This window comes from Janthinobacterium sp. GL_088 (assembly GCF_057837845.1).
In genome coordinates, this window is sequence record NZ_CM174453.1 from 848801 (window position 1) to 867361 (window position 18561).

An 18561-nucleotide genomic window follows, 5' to 3' on the forward strand; every position below is an offset into this window, starting at 1 on the left:
CCGTCGCTACGGCGCTTCGTAGCTGTTGCGTATCGCCGCCAGCACGCCGCGCTGTTCCAGGTGCGTGATGGCGGCGTTCAGGCGCGCCAGGTCGCCGGCGCTGGTCGTGCGCGCATTGAGCATCAGGTGCACGGGGGCGCGCAGGACCAGGAAGGGCAGGGTGCGCAAGGCAACGCCCTGCAGGCGCGCTTCGTGGCGCACGGCCAGCACGTCGCCCAGCAGCAGGTCGGCGCGGCCCGCGTCAAGCATGCGCACGCCTTGCTGGAAACTGCCGAACGCATTCAGGCGGCCGGCCTTTTCCAGCGCCGGCCGGGCCGCCGCGTATTGCGCGCCATACCAGCCCACCTTGGGCGCCAGCAAGGTCGACTTGCCGCGCGCGAGCTGCGCGAAGCTGGCGATCTGCTGGTGGTTGCCGGGCGAGCCGGATTTGCTGAAGACGCCCACGGCTTCATCGCGGTACGAGAGGGAAAAGCGCGCATACGACTGGCGTTCCGGCGTCTCGGACGCGGCCAGCATCAGGTCCAGCCCCCCTTTCTGGAACAGCAGCTGGCGCCGCGCCGTGGGCAGCTCCGGCACGGTGACCAGGGTGCAGCGGGCTTCCTTGAAAATGGCCTTCAGCAATTCCAGGTCCAGGCCCGTATGGCGGCCCTGGGCATCGCGGTAGACATACGGCGGCCACTGCTCCAGCGCCATCGTCATGCGGCAAGCTACGGCGGGCAGGGCAGATACGCCGAGCACTGCCGCAAACAGGAGATGGCGCATGCGCATAAGGGGGCTTCCTGGAGTTTCAACTTGCTATTCAATTTGCCAGAATGGCCACGGAAGTCAAGGGCTGCGGCGGTTGAAGGCCGGCCTGGTTCGCATTTCCTCGATGTTTGCGCGTTTTTTGCCGCTTTCCCCCATGGGTGTCGGCTCCGGCGTGGCGAACACCGTGCAGTGTAATCGGCTATAGTGACGCGGTGCCACCACTGCCCCGCAAAGGAAGACCGCTTGACTGCCCCGCTCGAGATCGCCGCCAATGTATTGATGACTGCCTCCATCATCCTGGCCGGACGCAATAATATTCATTCCTGGTGGATCGGCATGGTCGGCTGCGTGCTGTTTGCCGTGCTGTTTTTCCAGGTCAACCTGTACGCCGACGTGATGCTGCAACTGTTTTTCATCGTCACCTGCGTTATCGGCTGGATGCAATGGCGGAGTGGCGCCGGCGGCAAGCCGTTGCCGATCACGCGCACAGGTTGGCGCAGCCTGGCCTGGGTGGTGCCGGCCGGCATCGTCTCCGTGGCGATCTACGGCATGCTGCTGCACCGCTTCACGAATGCCTACGCGCCGTTCATCGATTCGGCAGTGTTGGTATTTAGCATCATCGCGCAATTCCTGCTGATGAGCCGACGCATCGAAACCTGGGCTTTCTGGTTGCTGGTCAACACCGTGGCCGTGCCGCTGTACTACAGCCGCGGCCTGCACCTGACGGCCGTGCTGTATGCGGCCTACTGGGTCAACGCCGTGATTTCCTGGTACTGGTGGAGCGTGCAGGCACGCCGCGCGGCGCAAGCGCCTGCAGTGATTGCCGACGCCTGATCTTGCCTTACACCAAGTCCTTAGATTCAAATCGTATATACAATCAATTTTTAATTCGTTCACGCGATAAAGACACCGGGATATAGTGGCCTTTCCCCGCTTACCGGTGTCTTTTATGTTGCGTTTTACCCTTTCTGCCTGTTTTTACGCCGCCCCGCACCAGCTGACCATGCAATGCATGGCGCAGTGGATGCCGGTGCGTGCCCGTCCACGCATCCCTTAAGTCAATCCATCCGTTTCGTTGTCGTCTGCCCGTAGGCCCACCCGGTCTGCGTGCCCCTGCTCGGCCTTTTTTATCGGAAAAAGGCTGCAATCCCAATAAGAGGAAACCATGTTCAAACCACTCGCCATCAGTCTTGCCATCGCCGCCGCCTTTCCCGCCGTTTCCAGCATCGCCCATGCCGAGGACGACATGCTGCGCGTGAACGTCACCGGATCGAATATCCGCGTCAGCGAAAAGGAGGGCGCCAGCGCCGTGCAAGTCATCACGGCCAAGGAATTGAAAGCCAGCGGCAAGACCAGCGTGTCGGACGTGCTGCGCGCCATCTCCGCCAACAGCGGCAACAGCTACAACGAACAATATACGGGCAGTTTCTCGGCCGGCACCTCGGGCCTGTCGCTGCGCGGCATCGGCCAGCAAAATACCCTGATCCTCGTGAATGGCCGCCGCGTGGCCAGCTACGCCACGGCGCAGGATTTGCAGCAGACCTTCGTTGACCTGAACAGCCTGCCGATGGCGGCCGTGCAGCGCATCGAGGTGCTCAAGGATGGCGCCTCGTCCGTGTATGGCTCCGACGCCGTGGCCGGCGTGGTCAACATCATCCTGTACAAGGAATTCACGGGCACGGACATCACGGCGCAATGGGGCGGCTCGACGCAAGGCACGGGCCAGCATGAAAAGAGCGCGGCGCTGCAAACGGGTTTCGGCAAGCTCGAGGAAGATGGCTACAGCGTGGTCTTCTCGGTCGACGCGCAGCAGCGCGACAAGCTGCAGCAAAGCGACGTGGCCTGGCTGCGCGACGCCGATTACCGCCAGCAGCAACGCGGCAGCCTGGGCTGGGCTGCCACGAATTACGCTGGCAACGATCCTACGCAGACCCTCGGCGGCGTGCGCGGCCCGCTGCAACTGGTGCCATACAACGATATCAATCCCGATCGCAGCGGCCAGGTGCTGGCCTACAATCCGGCGCCGTATAAGACGCTGATTCCGGGCATCCAGCGCATCCACTCGTCGCTGCGCGGCACCCTCAAGCTGAACGCGGACACGGAAGCCTATGTCGATTTGCTGCACAGCTATTCGCGCGCCGACCAGACCTTCAGCGCGCCGCTGACGGTGAATAACGCCACGCGCGTGTGGAACAACAGCACCAAGCTGCTCGACACCATTCCCGTGGTGCTGCCCGTGGGCCATCCGAACAATCCGGGCACGACGCCCTTGCCGTTCACGGCCACCCTGTTCGACCTGGGACCGCGCCTGAAACAGGACCGCGTCACCTTTTACCGTGCGCTGGCCGGCGCCAAGGGCACCTGGGCGGGCTGGGACTGGGATACGGCCGTGGCCCATTCCAGCAGCAAGCTGGAGGAAACGGTGCAGAACTTCGTCAACCGCTACGAATTCCAGAAAGTGCTGGCCGACGGCAGCTACAATTTCTTCGACCAGTCGCAAAACAGCGAAGCGGTGCGCAACCGCCTGCGCCTGTCGACCCTGCGCCCGGCCGAATCGACGCTCGACACGCTCGACTTCTCGGCGGCCAAGGATATCTGGGACTTGCCCGCCGGCCCGCTGGGCTTTGCCGCCGGTGCCCAGTGGCGCCGCGAAAAGATGGATTCGCAAACCTCGACTGCCGTGCTGTCGGGCACGGAACTGCGCCCCGCACTCAATATCATCAACGGCTCGCGCAATGTGTCGGCCCTGTTTGCCGAATTCAATGTACCCGTCGTCAAAGACCTGTCCGTCAACGTGGCGGGACGCGCCGACCATTACAGCGACTTTGGCAATGCGTTTTCGCCGAAGGCCAGCGCGCGCTACCAGGCGGCGCCATGGTTGTTGCTGCGCGGCACCGTTTCACGGGCCTTCCGCGCGCCGTCGCTGCCGGAAATCACCGACAGCACGGCCGTCAGCTATACCGGCGTGATCGATGCCCGCGATCCGCTGACGCCGACGCAGTCGCGCGGCGTGACGGTGATGACCATCGCCAATCCGAACCTGCGCCCCGAGCGCTCGAAAAACCTGAACCTGGGCGTGGTGGTCTCTCCCACCAGCAGTTCGAGCATCGGCCTCGATTACTACCGCATCAAGCAGGATGGCGTGATCGGCACGGCCAGCGCCACCACCATTCTCGAGAATGAAGGCACGGCGCCGCAACAGATCACGCGCGGTGCCGATGGGCGCATCACGACCCTGTATCGCCAGTTCCGCAACCAGGGTCAGCGCGAAGTGTCGGGCATCGATATCGACCTGCGCCAGCGCTTCGTCGACAAGGACTGGGGCAAGCTGACCCTGGCCGGCCAGTTGAGCCGCGTGCTGCGCTTTGCCGAACCGCTGTCCGATGGCGCGCCGCTGACCGATGGCGCCGGCACCAATTACTTCGGTTCCATCCCGAAATGGCGCGGCGTCTCGTCGGCCACCTGGGAACAGGGCAAGTGGTCGTCGACTCTGACCTGGAACTACGTGGGCAGCTATGCGCAGCAGCAGCACCTCGACGAATCGGTGGCCGCCTTCAGCACGTTTGACGTGACCAGCACCTGGCAGGTGACGCCACAGGCAAACGTCACCTTCATCGTGCAAAACCTGGCCAACAAGCGCGCGCCCTGGGACTATGCCTCCACCGGCTTTGACTTTACCCAGGCCGATCCGCGTGGACGCGTCGCGGCGCTCAAGCTGAACTACAAGTTCTAACCGCCCGCCGCCTGTCGCTGGCCCGTCTGCTCCTGCAGGCGCTGGCGGTAGGCGCTGGGGGGAACGCCCATGCGTTCGCGAAAGGCGGTGGCGAAGTTGCCCGCGTTGTGAAAGCCGATCAGCAGGGCGATATCCTGCACGTCGATATCCGTTTGCTGCAGCAATTCCACGCCGCGGGCAATGCGCGCTTCGCGGATGAAGGCAAACACCGTCATGCCCGTTTGCTCGCGGAACATCAGGGTCAGCTTTTCGCGGTAGGTGCCCACGCTGCGGGCGATTTCGGACAGGTTGGGCAGGCTGCCCAGGTTGTCGAGAATGAGTTGCTTGACGGCATTGACGAAGACCAGGTCGGGATGTTGCAGCTTGTCGCTGATCGGCGTCGCCGCCGGCAGGGTACTGTTGCTTTTACGCATCAAACCCAGGTGGATATGGATGCGCGCGGCCAGTTCTTCCGGCGTGAACGGCTTCGAAATGTAGTCGACGCCCCCCACCTGCAAGCCCATGATGCGTTCCTTGGCGGCATCGGCACCGCTGAGAAAGATCACGGGTATCTGTTCCGTTTCGGGATTGGCCTTGAGCAAACGGCAGGCCGTGTAGCCATCCATCTCGGGCATGCGCACATCGAGCAGGATCAGGTCGGGATGCGTGGCCAGTGCCAGCTGGTAGCCCTGGTAGCCGTTGAACGCGATGCTGAAACGGTAGGGCTGCTCGCTGAGAAGCTCCATCAGCATGCGCTGCTCGAACGCGGAATCGTCCACGATCAAGATGTTCTTTTTGATGGTTTCGCTGGTCAATGGCATGGCATGGATGACTTAACCAAAAAGCAAGTTGTGGTTTATTATGCCCTGCTTTTTCTTTTTTTTCTGCTTTTCTCGTGTTTCAAAAGATGTTTCTCCGCCAGAAGAAGCGGCGATTTCCCAGATCGCTAATAATTCATTCATGCATTGATTTAAAGCAATGTCGATTGCCAAAAAATCTGTTTTGCCAATGCTGCAAAAAGTGCCGGAGTCCCCGGGTTCCTGACTCTCGGCGCAAGTATTCTGTCGTCCTGGTTTGCGTGCCCAAGAAAACGCCGGCAATACCGTGACTATCCTCGATGCCCCTCAAATTGGCGGGCTCATTAATGATGTTCCATCATCAGGAGGTATCATGTTGCGAGTTATTTTCCCCCGCCTTATCGTTGCTGCCAGCGTGGCTGTTGCCGCCACGGCGTTCCTGCCGCGTGGCGCCGACGCCGCCGTGTATCTGAATGGCAGCGCCAGCACCACCTTTGACGTCACCCTGAAAATCATCGCCAATTGCACCATCGCGGCGGCCAATCTCGACTTTGGCCAAAGTCAGGGTGTGCTGGCTACTGCCGTGAACGTCAATACGACCGTGAACGTCACCTGCACCAATACCACGCTGTATAACGTGGGCCTGACGGCTGGCTCGGGCACCGGCTCGACCGGCACGACACGCTACCTGAGCGGCACTGGCGGCAACCTGGGGACGGTGCAATTCAATCTGTACCAGACTGCCGGCAGCACCTTGTGGGGCGATACCCAGGGCACGAATACCGTCGGCGGCACCGGCAACGGCTCTTCGCAGCCGATCACGGTGTACGGCAATATTCCGCCGCAGGCGACACCGGCGCCCGATACCTACAAGTCGACCATCACGGCCACCGTTTACTTTTAAGCCAGGCGCTGCGTGAAGGCCGGTGTTGCTTCCCTGATGAAAGGCGTGCTGGCGCTGCTAGTCTGCTGTGCCGCGGGCGCGCACGGCGCCAGTCTGCAGATTTCGCCGGTGACGCTCAATTTGCGCGCGGCGCAGAATGCGGCCGGCCTCAACCTGCAAAACCTCGGTGACCAGCCCATCTACGGGCAAGTGCGGGTGTTTGTCTGGGATCAGAGCGATGGCGAAGAAACGCTGGCGCCAACGCAGGAACTGGTGGCCAGTCCGCCGATCGTCGAAATCGCCGCCAACAGCCGGCAGACCATCCGCCTCGTGCGTGCCCAGGCTGGCCCTGTCGCGCAGGAAAAGACGTATCGCGTGCTCATCGATGAAGTCAGCCGCGAGGATGAGGCGGGCCGCAGTGGCGTCGATATCCGCCTGCGCTATTCGGTGCCCGTATTCGTGCTGCCGGCCGGTGCGCCGGGCAAGGAAGTGCTCGACTGGCAGGTTTTCCGCGAACAGGGCGAGTGGATGCTGCGTGTCAAGAACAGTGGCAATTTCCATGCGCAGATCGGTGCGATGACGTTGACGAACCAGGCGGGCAAGGAGTTTGTCATCAGCAAGGGGCTGTTTGGTTATGTCCTGGCGGCACGCATGCGCGTCTGGCGCCTGCCCGTTGCCAGGGAGGCTGAACTGGATGGGCCGTTGAGTATTGCGGTCAATGTGAATGCCAAGGCACTCATTGCCAAGAATTCGACACCTTGAACATGGCTGCCATGACGGGCCGGCTTGCCGCGCGCCTTGGGCGCAAGCGGCCACACCATGAAACGCGTACTGGCAGCGTTGCTGTTGCTGGCCATGGCGCCGCTGGCCAGGGCCGATGGCGCGGTGGGCCTGACGGGCGCCGATCCTGGCCCTGCCAGCTTGCCCAGCGATCCGGCGGCGCCGAATGAACTGTATCTGGAGGTCACTGTGAATGCTGAATCAACCGGGCTGATCTTGCGCTTTACCCAGGTGGGCAAAGGCTTGCGCAGCAGTGTGGCCAACTTGCAGCAGCTGGGGCTGGACCCGGCGCGCCTGGTCGCACCCGGTCAGACCGAGGTGGCGCTCGAGTCGATTCCCGGACTCAGCTATGAGTATGATGCGGCGCGCCAGAGCGTGTCGCTGCAGGTGGCGGACGCGTTGCGCTCGCCTTACCGCATCAGCGCGCGCACGGCGGCGCAGACGCCGCCATCGAGCGTCACGCCCGGCGCCGTCCTCAATTACGAAGCCTATGCGGAGCTGGGGCAGACGCGGCGCGCCGCCATCTTCAACGACTTGCGCTATTTCAATGACAGCGGCGTCTTCAGCAATACCGGCACGGTGAACCTGGGGGCGGACCAGCGCAAATACATGCGTTTCGACACCTTCTGGAGCCACGCCGACCCCGCAACCTTGCAAACGTGGCAGGTGGGCGACCTGATTTCCTCGTCACTGAGCTGGAGCCGCGCCGTGCGCATCGGTGGCGTGCAGTGGCGCAAGAATTTCCAGCTGCGCCCAGACCTGCTGACTTTTCCCGTCGCCTCCGTCGATGGCACGGCGCTCGTGCCATCGTCGCTGAGCCTGTACGTCAATGGCGTGCAGCAATATGCCGCCAGCGTGCCCAGTGGTCCGTTTGTGCTGAATCAGGTGGCCGGCATCAATGGCGCCGGGCAAGCCACGATCATCACGCGCGATGCGCTGGGGCGCAGCGTGACGACCGTGCTGCCCCTGTATGTCGACACGCGCATGCTGGCCAGCGGTTTGAGCGATTACTCGGTCGAGGCGGGCGCCGTGCGGCGCGACTATGGCCGCCGCCTGTTCGGCTATGCGCGGCAACTGGTCGCCAGCGCTTCCGGCCGCCACGGCGTCAGCGACAATCTCACCCTCGAAGGCCATGCGGAACTGGCCGCCGGCCTGTATCAGGCGGGGGCGGGCGCGCTGGTGCGGCTGGGCCAGGCGGGCGTGCTCAACGGTTCACTGTCGGCCAGCGCCGGCCGCAGCCGTGGCGTGCAGCTGGGCGCCGGCTACCAGTACATGGGGCCGCGCTTCAGCGTCGACGTGCAAAGCGTGCGCGCCAGCGCCGGCTTTGGCGACCTGGCCTCGCGCGACGGCAGCCCCGTGGTGCGCGCGGCCGACCGCTTCACCGTCAGCTTGCCATTGCCAGCAGGAAGCAGCATCAGCAGCAGCTATATCAGTTACCGCACGCCCGGCGCGCCGCCATCGAAGCTGGCCACCGTGGGCTATTCGGCCACTCTGTTTCACGGCCTGTTCTTCAACGCCAGCCTGTTCCAGGACTTGCGGCAACGCGAGAAGCGGGGCTTTTACTTTGGCCTGAGCATGGCCTTCGACAACAATCTGGCCATCAGCGTAAACAGCAGCCGGCAAAACGGCGAGAGCGGCCGCAGCATCAGCGCGCAGCGCGCGGCGGACTTTGGCGGCGGTTTCGGCTGGAACGTGCAGGCTGGCACATCGGGCAGCAATGCCTACCGCCAGGCGCAGGTGGAATACCTGGGCAGCGATGGCCGCGTGAGCGCGCGCACGCAAAGCAGCAGCATGGGCAATGCTTCCTCGCTGGGCGCGGCCGGCGCGCTGCTGTTGATGGACGGCCATGTCGAGGCGGCGCGCCAGGTGGGCAACGGTTTTGCGCTGGTCTCCACGGGCGGCGTGGCAGATATTCCTGTGCTGCATGAAAACCGCCAGATCGGCGTGACGGGCAGGGGCGGCTATCTGCTGGTACCGAATTTGAATCCCTATGGCAACAACCAGATCAGCATCGCCACGGACGAGCTTGACGTCGACGCGCGGGTGCCTGTGAGCAATATCAATGTTGTGCCGCAATACCTGGCGGGCGTGCTGGCGGCCTTTCCCATCGAGCGTTACAGCGCGGCCACCGTCATCGTCCAGGATGCGCAGGGCAAGTCGCTGGCCACGGGCTTGCCCGTGTTGCACGTGCAAAGCGGCAAGCAGACGGTCGTGGGATTCGACGGCATCGTTTTCGTTGACGATCTGCTCGAGCAAAATCAGTTACAAGTCGGCGAGGGCGACAGCGCGTGCACCGTGCGCTTTGCCTATGTGCGTCCGGCGTCGGGCGGCTTGCCCGTGATTGGGCCGTTGCGCTGCGCAGCCGCTGCCGCCAGCGCCGGGGCAGGCCGCTGATGCGCCGCCTGCTGCTATGGCTGACCCTGCTGCTGGGCTGCGCCTGGGGCAGCGTGGCGCAGGCGGCCGATACCTGCACAGTCAGCGTGACGAATATCGATTTCGGCTCCGTCAGTCCGATTTCCGGCACCGATTATGTGGCGCAGGCAACGGGGACCTTCAGCTGCCTGTTTTCGTCGCTGAACCTGGGGCAGCTGCTCACGCCGAATGCGCAAGTGTGCATTTCGCTGGGGCTGGGCACGAATTCCACCTCGGCCCTGCCGCGCAAGCTGGGCAACGGTAGCAATCGCATGGAATACAACGTGTACGTGGACAGTTCGTATGCGACGGCGAAGATCTGGGGCGGCGCCGGCGTGACGGGCGCGCCGTCGACCTTTGGCATGATCCTGTCGGCCGGCTTGCTGGCGCCGCCTGGCACCTATTCCACCACCTTTACCGTGTACGCGAAGATTCCTGCCGGTACCGCCCTGGCCGCCGTGCCCACGGTGGGTAATGCGAATACCGCCTATACGTCGAGCTTTGCCGGCGTGGGTACCTATACCTACACCACGTACGGCCTCATCAACCTGCAAGGTTGCACGGCCAGCAGCGGCAGCTTCGGTTTCACGGTGAATGCCACGGCCATCAACGATTGCACCATCACGGCCACGCCGATGGCGTTTGCGAACGCCTCCATCCTGACGGGCAACTTGCGCAGCACCAGCACCTTGTCGGTGCGTTGCGTGAACAACAATGCCTACCAGATTGCGCTGAACGGCGGCAGCGTGGCGCTCAATGTGGCCAACCGGCAAATGAAGAACACCGTCACCACGGACAAGGTCAGTTACCTGCTGTCAGCCACGCTCGATGGTGCGCCATGGGGCGATGGCACGGCTGGGACCAGCATGGTGACGGGCACGGGCACGGGCGCCAGCGTGCCGCTGACGATCTACGGCCGCGTGCCGGCGCAGGTGTCGCCGCGCCCCGGTGACTACAAGGACACCGTGACGGCAACGATTTATTTTTAGAACGTGACGGTGACGAGGCCAGCGCCCGATGGCGTTGCCTGCTGGTGCAGAAAATAGGGTGTGTTGTGCTGGCAGCGCACCTGGGTGCTGTTGCGCTGCGAGACGATGGTGCACGTTTCGTGGACGGCGAAGGTGGCCTGGAACGACGCGGAAGACACGGTACCGGCGGTGGTGGTCTGGCAAAGGGATACGGCGAGCAGGGCAGGCAGGACGGCAAATTTCAAAGGGGTCATCGTGAAAGCATCGAGTGAAAAACGGGCGTGGGCAGCAGCGCCGGAAGGCGTGGCTGACACCGTTTTTCGCACCGGGATTGGGGGAGCAGAACCAGCCATGATTGTACTTGAACAAGGAAAGTGTGAGTTTTCGTGTATTTTCAGCCCGCCACAGGGGCACGCACCTCACTTTCAAAATGATAGTAACTAAGTTTCCGTGTTGCAACTGAAATACTTTTCGATTGTTGTGTTGAATCAATGTGAGGAGATGGCCATGAAACATACCAACTTTAATAATTTGCCTTGCCCGATCGCACGCAGCCTGGGCAAGGTGGGCGAATGGTGGAGCATCCTCATCCTGCGCGAAGCGTTTTATGGCAAGACGCGCTTCGACGAATTTGAAAAAAGCCTCAAGATCGCGCCTACCATCCTGACGCGCCGCCTGGCCGACCTGGTGGAGGGCGGCTTGATGACGCGCCGCCTGTATTGCGCCAAGCCGCCCCGCTACGACTATGTGCTGACCAAGTCCGGGCGCGCCTTCAAGCCCGTCTTGCTGGCGTTTATTGCCTGGGGTAATGAAAACTTCGCCCCGGAAGGCGCCAGCCTCGTCATCGCCAGCCGCGATACGGGCCTGGCCGCCGACCCGGTACTGGTCGACGCCACGACGGGCTTGCCCATCAATGACGAGTACTACGCGTTCGCGCCTGGGCCTGCCGCCAGCGATAGCATGCGCAGCATCATCCTCGATGCGGAAAAAAGCAGCGGCATCGCACCCAAGCCGAAGGCGCCGGCCGCCAACCGCGGCTGGGTGGCGGAAGGCCACCTGGCCTGAAGGCGCGCTGGCAGACGAGCAGCAAGTTTGGCGTACAGCAAAGCGGACACGGCGGCATGGCGTTACTGTCGCACCATGCAACGCAAGTGCGGCGTACGCCCGGCTCGGCTGTGCGGGCAGGGCAGTGCGCCATCCGTGATCCGATGTCCGTTGAAGGAGTATTGCGATGAGCACACTGCAACAACATGCCTGCCGCACCGCCAGCGTGCTGGCGCTGGCCGCCCTGCTGGGCGCCTGTTCCCACGGCCCGCATCACCCTGGCGGGCATGACGTCACCTTGACGGGCGCGCAGGAAGTGCCGGCCAATACCAGCACGGCCAGCGGCAGCAGCAATCTTCGCGTCGCCCACGACCGCAGCGTCAGCGGCGGCGTGCGCTACACGGGCATGCTGGCCACCGTCGCGCATATCCATGAAGCGCCCGCCGGCGCCAATGGCCCTGTCATCGTGCCGCTGGTGAAAACGGCCGAAGGCATGTTTGCCGTGCCGCCCGGCGCCATGCTCACGCCGCCCCAATATGCGAGCTACCAGGCCGGCAACCTGTACGTGAACGTGCACAGCGCCGCCTACCCGGCCGGCGAGATCCGCGCCCAGCTCAAGCCCTAGCCGGCCAGCGGCGTTATCCCCGAAACCTCCTTGGGCCGCGCGAGCGGCCTTTTTTTGAACCAGGCGGCCAGCCAGTGCAGCGCGCTACAATGGCGCTCCATGCTGACCATCCTCGCCATCACCTTTCCCTTCTTCGCCCTGGTGCTGTGCGGCTACCTGGCCGTGCGGCGCAAGCTGCTGCCGCTGGCCGCCATCGGCGGCTTGAACAGTTTTGTCCTGTACTTCGCGCTGCCGTGCATGCTGTACCGCTTCGGCGCCGCCACGCCCATCGCGCAGCTGCTCGACGCCAGCGTGTTCGGCGTCTACCTGCTGTGCGCGCTGATCATGGTGGGCGTCACCATGGCCATGACCCTGAGCCACCGCATCGACTGGAACAACGCCGCCTTCGGTGCGCTGGTGGCGGCCTTCCCGAATACAGGCTTCATGGGCGTGCCCCTGCTATTGACCTTGCTCGGTCCCCGTTCCTCTGGCCCCGTCATCGTCACCATCGTCGTCGACATGCTGATTACCAGCTCGCTGTGCATCGCCCTGTCGCGTATCGGCAGCGGCGGCGCGCACGGCAGCCGCGCCGCCGTCGTCAACGCCCTGAAGGGCATGGCCGGCAACCCGATGCCGTGGGCGATCGTGCTGGGCGCCCTGTCGTCGTGGCTGGAACTGGCCTTGCCCAAGCCGATCATGCAGACGGTGGGCCTGCTGGCCGACGCCGCCTCGCCGGTTGCCCTGTTTACCATCGGCGCCGTGCTGGCCCGCTCGCAAATGAGCACGAGCGATCCGGCGCCGCTGGGGGAATATGTGCCCGTGGCGCTGAAAAAACTGCTGCTGCATCCGTTGCTGGTGTGGGGCATCGGCCACGCGGCCATCGCACTGGGCGCGCCGCTCGATCCGTTCGCGCTGACCTGCATGGTGCTGGTGGCTTGCCTGCCCAGCGCCAGCAATGTCTCGCTGCTGTCCGAACGCTTCGGGGCGAACACGGCGCGCATCGCCCGCATCATCCTGGTGTCGACGGCGCTGTCGTTTCTGACGTTTTCGGCGGCCGTCAGCTGGCTGGCGTGACGTTGGCGGCGATCAGCGCGCCCAGGGCCTGCGCCGCGCCGGGCTGGGTGCCGGCGGTCAGTTCGCGCGCCATCGTGGCCTGATCTTCCTGCGTGCGGTTCTGCCCCAGCTTCCATTTGCCCGTGATGCGCGTGAGGGGGATTTCGATGCCGACGATGGCTTTCAAGAGTTTTTCGATATAGCCGGCCGGTGCATCGCTCACCCGCCATGGCGCGGCCAGCCCTGCTTCATGGCGCGCCGTCAGCCGCTCCACCAATCCCAGCAGCCACGCCGCATCGTCGATGACGCGCAGGGGGCCGTGGGCGTGCACGACCGCGTAGTTGAAGGTGGGGACTTCCTTGCCGCTGCGCTGCTTTTCCGCATACCAGGCGGGCGTGATGTAGGCGTGCGGCCCCTGGAAAATCACCATGCATTCATCGTTCCCGCCGGCCGCGCGCCACAGCGGGTTGGCGCGCGCCACATGGGCGCGCAGGATGCCGAATGGGGCGTCAGGCGTGGGTGCGGCGATCTCGAATGGCAGATGGTCGGCGCACAGGCCATCGACGCTCTGGCGCACCAGCGCGCCCAGCGGATGCGCGTCGATCAGGCCATGCAGCACGTCGAGGCGCTCTTCGCGAAAGCTGGTGGGCGTGTACATTCAGGCGGCTCCTTCCACGACCACGTCGGCCGTCAGCGAATTGGCGATGTAGCAGCGTTCATGCGCGTCGTGGTGCAGGGCCGCCAGCGCCTCGGGCGAGGGCGGCGTTCCCGCAAACACGATGCGCGGGCGCAGCACGATGCGCGTCATGGCCAGGCGGCCTTGCGCATTCTTGCCCAGTTCACCGACGGCATCGTCGCGGTAGTCGTCGATGACGTGGCCGCGCTGCGCTGCCAGCGACAGGAAGAACAGCATGTGGCAGCTCGACGTGGCGGCCACCAGCGCTTCTTCCGGATCGATATTTGCCACCACCGACATGGGCAGCGGCACGGACAGGGGCGACGACGAGGCGGGTACCGTCAGGCCGCCGTCGAATTGCCATTCATGGCCACGGCTGTAGCGCTGGCCGGCGAAATCCTGGCCGTCACGCTGCCAGGCCACGGTGGCGAAAAATTGATGCATGGGTGCTCCGCAAGAGTAGGGGGATGCGCCATCTTAGCGCCAGTTTTGGCTATTTAAAACAGCCAATAAGTGCTATCTTGAAGCTACCAATTCAAGACTGCCACCATGTCATCTTCCCATCTGCACCAGCTCATCGCCGCCTTGCCGCTGCAGCGCGGCGCCGGCGAGCCGCTGTTTCGCCAGCTGTATGCGGCCATCAAGGCCGCCATCCTCGATGGCCGCATGAGTCCCGGCATGCAGCTGCCGCCCACGCGCGACTTTTGCCGCCTGCTGGCCGTGTCGCGCCAGACGGTGCTCAATGCGTATGCGCTGTTGACGGCCGAAGGCTATCTCGATGGCGCCGTGGGGCGCGGCACTTTTGTCAGTCGCGACGTCCCGCTGCCGGTGTCTGCCTCTGCCCCTGCCGCGGCGCCGGGCCTGCTGCGGCCCCTGTCGGTGCGCGGGCAGGGCGTGGTGACAGCCATGCGCCAGGTGGCCTTCCATCGTGGCCCGTTGCGCGCCTTCCGCGTCGGCATGCCGCGCATCGACCATTTTCCGTTCGACGTGTGGAACCGCCTGGAAGCGCGGCGCTGGCGCCGGCCCGACCACCATTTCGGCTACAGCGACCCGGCCGGCTACCTGCCGCTGCGCGAACTGCTGTGCGTGTATTTGAAGGCCTCGCGCGGCGTCCAGTGCACGCCGCAGCAGATCGTCATCACCTCCGGTTCGCAGCAGGCGCTGTTCCTGCTGTCGACCATCCTGCTGGCGCCGGGCGACTCTGCCTGGATGGAGTCGCCCGGCTACCGGGGCGCCAGCGGTCCGCTGCGCGCGGCCGGCGCGCGCGTCTTTCCCGTCCCCGTCGATGCGCAGGGGCTCGACGTGGCGTATGGCGTGGCGCACTGTCCGCAGGCCAAGCTGGCGTACGTGACGCCGTCGCACCAGATGCCGCTGGGCGTAAGCATGAGCTTGCCCCGCCGTCTGGCCCTGCTGGCCTGGGCCGCGCAACATAAAGCGTGGCTGGTGGAAGACGATTACGACAGCGAATACCGCTACACGGGCGCGCCATTGGCCTCGCTGCAAAGCCTGGACCGGGCCGGCTGTGTGGTGTACGTGGGGACCTTGTCGAAGGTGCTGTTTCCCGGCCTGCGCCTGGGCTATATGGTGGCGCCGCCCGCGCTGGCCGACGCGCTGGTGCAAGCCAAGGCCGTGATGGACCGGCACACGGCCATCGTGCCGCAGATGGCGCTGGCCGACTTCATCGCCGAGGGCCACTTTGGCCGGCATATCCGCCGTACGCGCGACAGCAATGCCGAGCGGCGCGATGCGCTGGTGCGTGGCCTTGCGCGCGAACTCGACGATCAGCTCGCGTGCGGCCCGGCCGACAGCGGCCTGGAACTGTGCGCGTACTTTCGCGCTGGCCACGATGAAGAAATGGTGTCGCGCGCGGGTATGGCACACGGCATCGAATTGCGTCCGCTGGGCCACTATGCCGACCCCGACGCCGGTGCCGCCTGCGCCACGCCGCCCGGGCTGCTGCTGGGCTTTGCTGCGATTCCCCCGGCCGAGATGGCGCACGGCTTGCAGGAACTGGGACGCATCCTGCGCGGCCGATAAACTATACTGGCAGTTGCCTGCACATGAAGAACACGACCATGACCATCACCCGCTGCTCCTGGGCCAATCCGGCCAATCCCCGCTATCTCGATTACCACGACACGGAGTGGGGCGTGCCCTGCCACGACGAGCGCCGGCTGTTCGAGATGCTGAACCTGGAAGGCGCGCAGGCTGGCCTGAGCTGGGAAACCATCCTCAACAAGCGCGACACCTACCGCGCCGCTTTCGACAACTGGGACGCGCAGAAGATCGCCGCGTACGGCCCGGACAAGGTGGCGCAGCTGCTGGCGGACCCCGGCATCGTGCGCAACCGCCTGAAGGTGGCGGCCGCCATCACGAATGCGCAAGCCTATTTGCGCCTGCGCGCGGAAGGGCAGACCCTGGACAGCTTCCTGTGGGCGTATGTCGATGGCCAGCCCATCGTCAACAGCTGGCAGCCGGGCGAGTTTCCCGCCAAGACGGCCTTGTCGGACCAGTTGTCGAAAGACCTGCTCAAGCGGGGTTTCAAGTTCGTCGGCTCGACCATCATCTACGCCTACATGCAGGGCATCGGCATGGTCAACGACCATGCGCCCGCCTGCTTTTGCCGCGCGGGGCATTGATGCGCCGCGCGCTGGTCCTGCTCGACACGGATTTTGACGGCGCCCGTTTGCGCGCCGCCTGCGCGGCGCATGGCGGCCGCCGCCTGCACTACATCGCGCTGGCGCCGCGTCCCGTCGATGCCCGCCACTTGCCCGAGCAGTGGCGGGCACAGTGGCCGCCTTGCGTGCCGGGCCTGCACCGCATGGTCTCGCACGATGGCCTCGTCACGCTCGACGTGCTGATCGGCGAGCCCGATGCCTGCCTGGCGCAATTGTCGGCGCGTGTCGATGAAGTGCATCTGGCCTGGGTGCCGGCAGCCACGCCGGTGCTGGCGCGCCTGATGGTCGATGGCGCGCGCCTGCAGGCCGTGCACCTGGACGAGGCGCAGCGCACGGCGCTGCAAAAGAACGGTTTTGTCTTCGACGAGAGCCGCCTGCGTGCCATGTTTTATGCGCGCTCCGGAGAATCCGTGGCTGCCGTCGTACCCGAGCGGCGCGCCATCGTCATCGGCGCGGGCGTGGCTGGCGCGGCCGCCTGCGAACGGCTGGCCGCGCGCGGCTGGAAGGTGACCTTGATCGAGCGCCACGCGCAGCCGGCCAGCGAAGCGTCGGGCAACCTGGCGGGCATCTTCATGCCGTTGCTGTCGAAGGACGACAACATCGCCACGCGCCTGACGCGCGCCGCCTATCTGTACTCGCTGCGCCGCTGGAAAGACCTTGGCGGCATCGGCGCGGCCATCGAGGGTGCGCAAAGCGGCGTGCTGCACCTGGCGCGCGACGGCGCGCATGCGCAGGTGCAGCGGCAGATCGCCGCCAGTGGCTTGTATCCGCGCGAATTCGCCCGCTGGCTGGAAGCGCCCGAGGCCACCGCCATGCTGGGCGCGCCGGCGCCCGATGGCGCCTGGTGGTTCGAGCAGGGCGGCTGGGCGCGCCCGTCTTCCGTCTGCGCGGCCATGCTGGACGCCTGCGGCGCCTCGCTGACGCGGCGCTTTTCCAGCAGCGCCTTGCGTCTGGAGCGCGGCGACCAGGAGTGGCTGGTGCGCGATGCGGACGGCGCCCTGATTGCGGCCGCGCCCAACGTCATCCTGGCGGCGGGCACGGGGGCCATCGATTTCGAACAGGCGGCCGGCCTGCCGCTCGACGCCGTGCGCGGCCAGGTCACGCACCTGGCCGAAGGCAGCTTGCCGTCCTTGCCGTTCGTCGTCTGCCGCGAAGCCTACATGACGCCGGCGCACCAGGGCGTCGTGTGCGTGGGCGCCAGCTACGATGCGGATACGGACGCCAAGTTGCGCCCATCGAGCCAGGAAGACAATATCGCGAAGATCGCCGACATCCTGGGTGTCGCTCCGTTCGCCGCGCCGCTGGCCGGGCGCACGGGCTTTCGCTGCATGGCGCCGGACCGCCTGCCGCTGGCGGGCGCCTTGCCCGACCCCGGCGTGCCAGGCCGCTGCGAGCGCCTGCGCGACGTGCCGCGCTGGCCCGGCCTGTTTGGCTTGCTCGGTTACGCCTCGCGCGGCCTGATCTGGGCGCCGCTGGCGGCCGAGCTGCTGGCTTGCCAGCTGGAGGGGGAGCCGTTGCCGCTGGAGAGTCAATTGGCCGCTGCTTTGGATCCAGCGCGCTTCCTGCTGCGCGAACGCCGGCGCGCTGCATAAATCTTCCATATACGTTTTTCAGCTTTCCAAACTCTTTTTAATTTGTTTTCCGAACAACATAAGTTCGCTACAGTGGACTCGTGCTGGTTTTTGACGACGGAATAAAGAGGTGGAAAGATGGCTGCTGCAGAACTGATTTTCGATCCCCGCGCCACGCATGGCGAGGCGGCTTTTGACGAAGTACTCAATCTCGCGCGCACCCAGGCGCAGGCGCAAGGCTTGCCGTATGCGGGCATCGTCAGCGCGCAGGATGCGTGGCAGCTGGTGCAGGCCGGCAAAGCCGTGCTGGTCGACGTGCGCACGCATGAAGAACGCACTTTTGTCGGCTACGTGCCCGCCTCGCTGCACGTGGCGTGGGCGACCGGCACGTCCATGAACCGCAATCCCCGCTTTACGCGCGAACTGGAAGCAAAGGCGGGCGGCAAGGATGCCGTCGTGGTGCTGCTGTGCCGCAGCGGAAAGCGCTCGGCCGCGGCTGCCGAAGCGGCCGCCAAGGCTGGTTTCACGCACGTCTTCAATATCGCGCAAGGCTTCGAAGGCGACCTCGACGAGCAGCAGCAGCGTGGCCACAGCGGTGGCTGGCGCTGGCATGCGCTGCCCTGGCTGCAAGATTAA

At 64.8% G+C, this 18561-nt stretch carries 19 protein-coding genes; 13 read left to right on the forward strand and 6 right to left on the reverse strand.

Going from position 1 to position 18561, the window contains the following annotated elements; translation table 11 throughout:
• Positions 1-6: 6 nt before the first annotated feature.
• Positions 7-762 (reverse strand): substrate-binding periplasmic protein, encoded by a 756-nt coding sequence (locus tag AC3IQ7_RS03805; RefSeq protein ID WP_322426750.1) that lies wholly within the window; start codon positions 760-762, stop codon positions 7-9.
• 228 nt (positions 763-990) lie between these two features.
• On the opposite strand from AC3IQ7_RS03805, the gene pnuC reads away from it, so the two are divergent.
• Positions 991-1581, forward strand: coding sequence for a nicotinamide riboside transporter PnuC (gene pnuC, locus AC3IQ7_RS03810; RefSeq protein WP_489208395.1), 591 nt, complete (start codon positions 991-993; stop codon positions 1579-1581).
• A 331-nt stretch (positions 1582-1912) separates the two neighbouring features.
• A complete protein-coding gene (locus tag AC3IQ7_RS03815; protein WP_322426752.1) occupies positions 1913-4480 on the forward strand; it encodes a TonB-dependent receptor in 2568 nt (855 codons plus the stop codon).
• Here the strand turns inward: AC3IQ7_RS03815 and AC3IQ7_RS03820 are convergent.
• Positions 4477-5280: a response regulator transcription factor gene (locus tag AC3IQ7_RS03820; RefSeq protein ID WP_099378524.1), complete on the reverse strand. Its 804-nt coding sequence runs from the start codon at positions 5278-5280 to the stop codon at positions 4477-4479. The two genes, AC3IQ7_RS03815 and AC3IQ7_RS03820, sit on opposite strands and share 4 nt — an antisense overlap.
• A gap of 12 nt (positions 5281-5292) precedes the next feature.
• On the reverse strand, positions 5293-5559 hold the full coding sequence (locus tag AC3IQ7_RS03825; RefSeq protein WP_158301222.1) for a hypothetical protein: 267 nt from the start codon (positions 5557-5559) through the stop codon (positions 5293-5295).
• A 70-nt stretch (positions 5560-5629) separates the two neighbouring features.
• On the opposite strand from AC3IQ7_RS03825, the gene AC3IQ7_RS03830 reads away from it, so the two are divergent.
• Genes AC3IQ7_RS03830 through AC3IQ7_RS03845 form a run of 4 tightly spaced genes read left to right on the forward strand, consistent with a single transcriptional unit; the run spans position 5630 to position 10320 of the window.
• Positions 5630-6160 (forward strand): Csu type fimbrial protein, encoded by a 531-nt coding sequence (locus tag AC3IQ7_RS03830; protein WP_099378525.1) that lies wholly within the window; start codon positions 5630-5632, stop codon positions 6158-6160.
• 12 nt (positions 6161-6172) lie between these two features.
• On the forward strand, positions 6173-6901 hold the full coding sequence (locus tag AC3IQ7_RS03835; RefSeq protein ID WP_489208396.1) for a fimbrial biogenesis chaperone: 729 nt from the start codon (positions 6173-6175) through the stop codon (positions 6899-6901).
• A 57-nt stretch (positions 6902-6958) separates the two neighbouring features.
• On the forward strand, positions 6959-9313 hold the full coding sequence (locus tag AC3IQ7_RS03840; protein ID WP_489208397.1) for a fimbria/pilus outer membrane usher protein: 2355 nt from the start codon (positions 6959-6961) through the stop codon (positions 9311-9313).
• Entirely contained in the window at positions 9313-10320 is a 1008-nt protein-coding gene (locus AC3IQ7_RS03845) for a Csu type fimbrial protein (protein ID WP_099378528.1), read from the forward strand. Before AC3IQ7_RS03840 ends, AC3IQ7_RS03845 begins: the two co-directional genes overlap by 1 nt.
• Here the strand turns inward: AC3IQ7_RS03845 and AC3IQ7_RS03850 are convergent.
• The gene (locus AC3IQ7_RS03850) at positions 10317-10553 is read right to left on the reverse strand and encodes a hypothetical protein (protein WP_489208398.1); all 237 of its coding nucleotides are present in this window, start codon (positions 10551-10553) and stop codon (positions 10317-10319) included. The genes AC3IQ7_RS03845 and AC3IQ7_RS03850 overlap by 4 nt on opposite strands.
• Positions 10554-10806: 253 nt before the next feature.
• Here AC3IQ7_RS03850 and AC3IQ7_RS03855 point away from each other — a divergent pair, with 253 nt between their 5' ends.
• The 3 genes from AC3IQ7_RS03855 to AC3IQ7_RS03865 all read left to right on the forward strand — a co-directional run bounded on the left by AC3IQ7_RS03855 (position 10807) and on the right by AC3IQ7_RS03865 (position 13021).
• On the forward strand, positions 10807-11364 hold the full coding sequence (locus AC3IQ7_RS03855) for a winged helix-turn-helix transcriptional regulator (RefSeq protein WP_034753667.1): 558 nt from the start codon (positions 10807-10809) through the stop codon (positions 11362-11364).
• 166 nt (positions 11365-11530) lie between these two features.
• A complete protein-coding gene (locus tag AC3IQ7_RS03860) occupies positions 11531-11968 on the forward strand; it encodes a CHRD domain-containing protein (RefSeq protein ID WP_099378530.1) in 438 nt (145 codons plus the stop codon).
• A gap of 99 nt (positions 11969-12067) precedes the next feature.
• Positions 12068-13021 carry an AEC family transporter gene (locus AC3IQ7_RS03865; protein WP_099378531.1) on the forward strand — a complete coding sequence of 318 codons (954 nt, stop codon included), beginning with the start codon at positions 12068-12070 and terminating at the stop codon, positions 13019-13021.
• Here AC3IQ7_RS03865 and AC3IQ7_RS03870 read toward each other — a convergent pair.
• Both AC3IQ7_RS03870 and AC3IQ7_RS03875 read right to left on the reverse strand, forming a co-directional pair.
• Positions 13005-13658, reverse strand: coding sequence for an FMN-binding negative transcriptional regulator (locus tag AC3IQ7_RS03870; protein ID WP_489208399.1), 654 nt, complete (start codon positions 13656-13658; stop codon positions 13005-13007). The two genes, AC3IQ7_RS03865 and AC3IQ7_RS03870, sit on opposite strands and share 17 nt — an antisense overlap.
• Positions 13659-14120, reverse strand: a complete 462-nt coding sequence (locus AC3IQ7_RS03875; RefSeq protein WP_489208400.1) for an OsmC family protein — start codon at positions 14118-14120, stop codon at positions 13659-13661.
• A gap of 105 nt (positions 14121-14225) precedes the next feature.
• Between AC3IQ7_RS03875 and pdxR the strand changes: the two genes are divergently transcribed.
• From pdxR to AC3IQ7_RS03895, 4 genes are all read left to right on the forward strand, one after another.
• Positions 14226-15713, forward strand: a complete 1488-nt coding sequence (pdxR, locus tag AC3IQ7_RS03880; protein ID WP_489208401.1) for a MocR-like pyridoxine biosynthesis transcription factor PdxR — start codon at positions 14226-14228, stop codon at positions 15711-15713.
• Between the two features lie 38 nt (positions 15714-15751).
• Entirely contained in the window at positions 15752-16315 is a 564-nt protein-coding gene (locus AC3IQ7_RS03885) for a DNA-3-methyladenine glycosylase I (RefSeq protein WP_099378632.1), read from the forward strand.
• Complete coding sequence (mnmC1, locus tag AC3IQ7_RS03890; RefSeq protein WP_489208402.1) at positions 16315-17946, forward strand: FAD-dependent 5-carboxymethylaminomethyl-2-thiouridine(34) oxidoreductase MnmC1; 1632 nt, start codon at positions 16315-16317, stop codon at positions 17944-17946. The genes AC3IQ7_RS03885 and mnmC1 overlap by 1 nt, the downstream gene beginning before the upstream one ends.
• Before the next feature lie 117 nt (positions 17947-18063).
• Complete coding sequence (locus tag AC3IQ7_RS03895; protein WP_489208403.1) at positions 18064-18561, forward strand: rhodanese-like domain-containing protein; 498 nt, start codon at positions 18064-18066, stop codon at positions 18559-18561.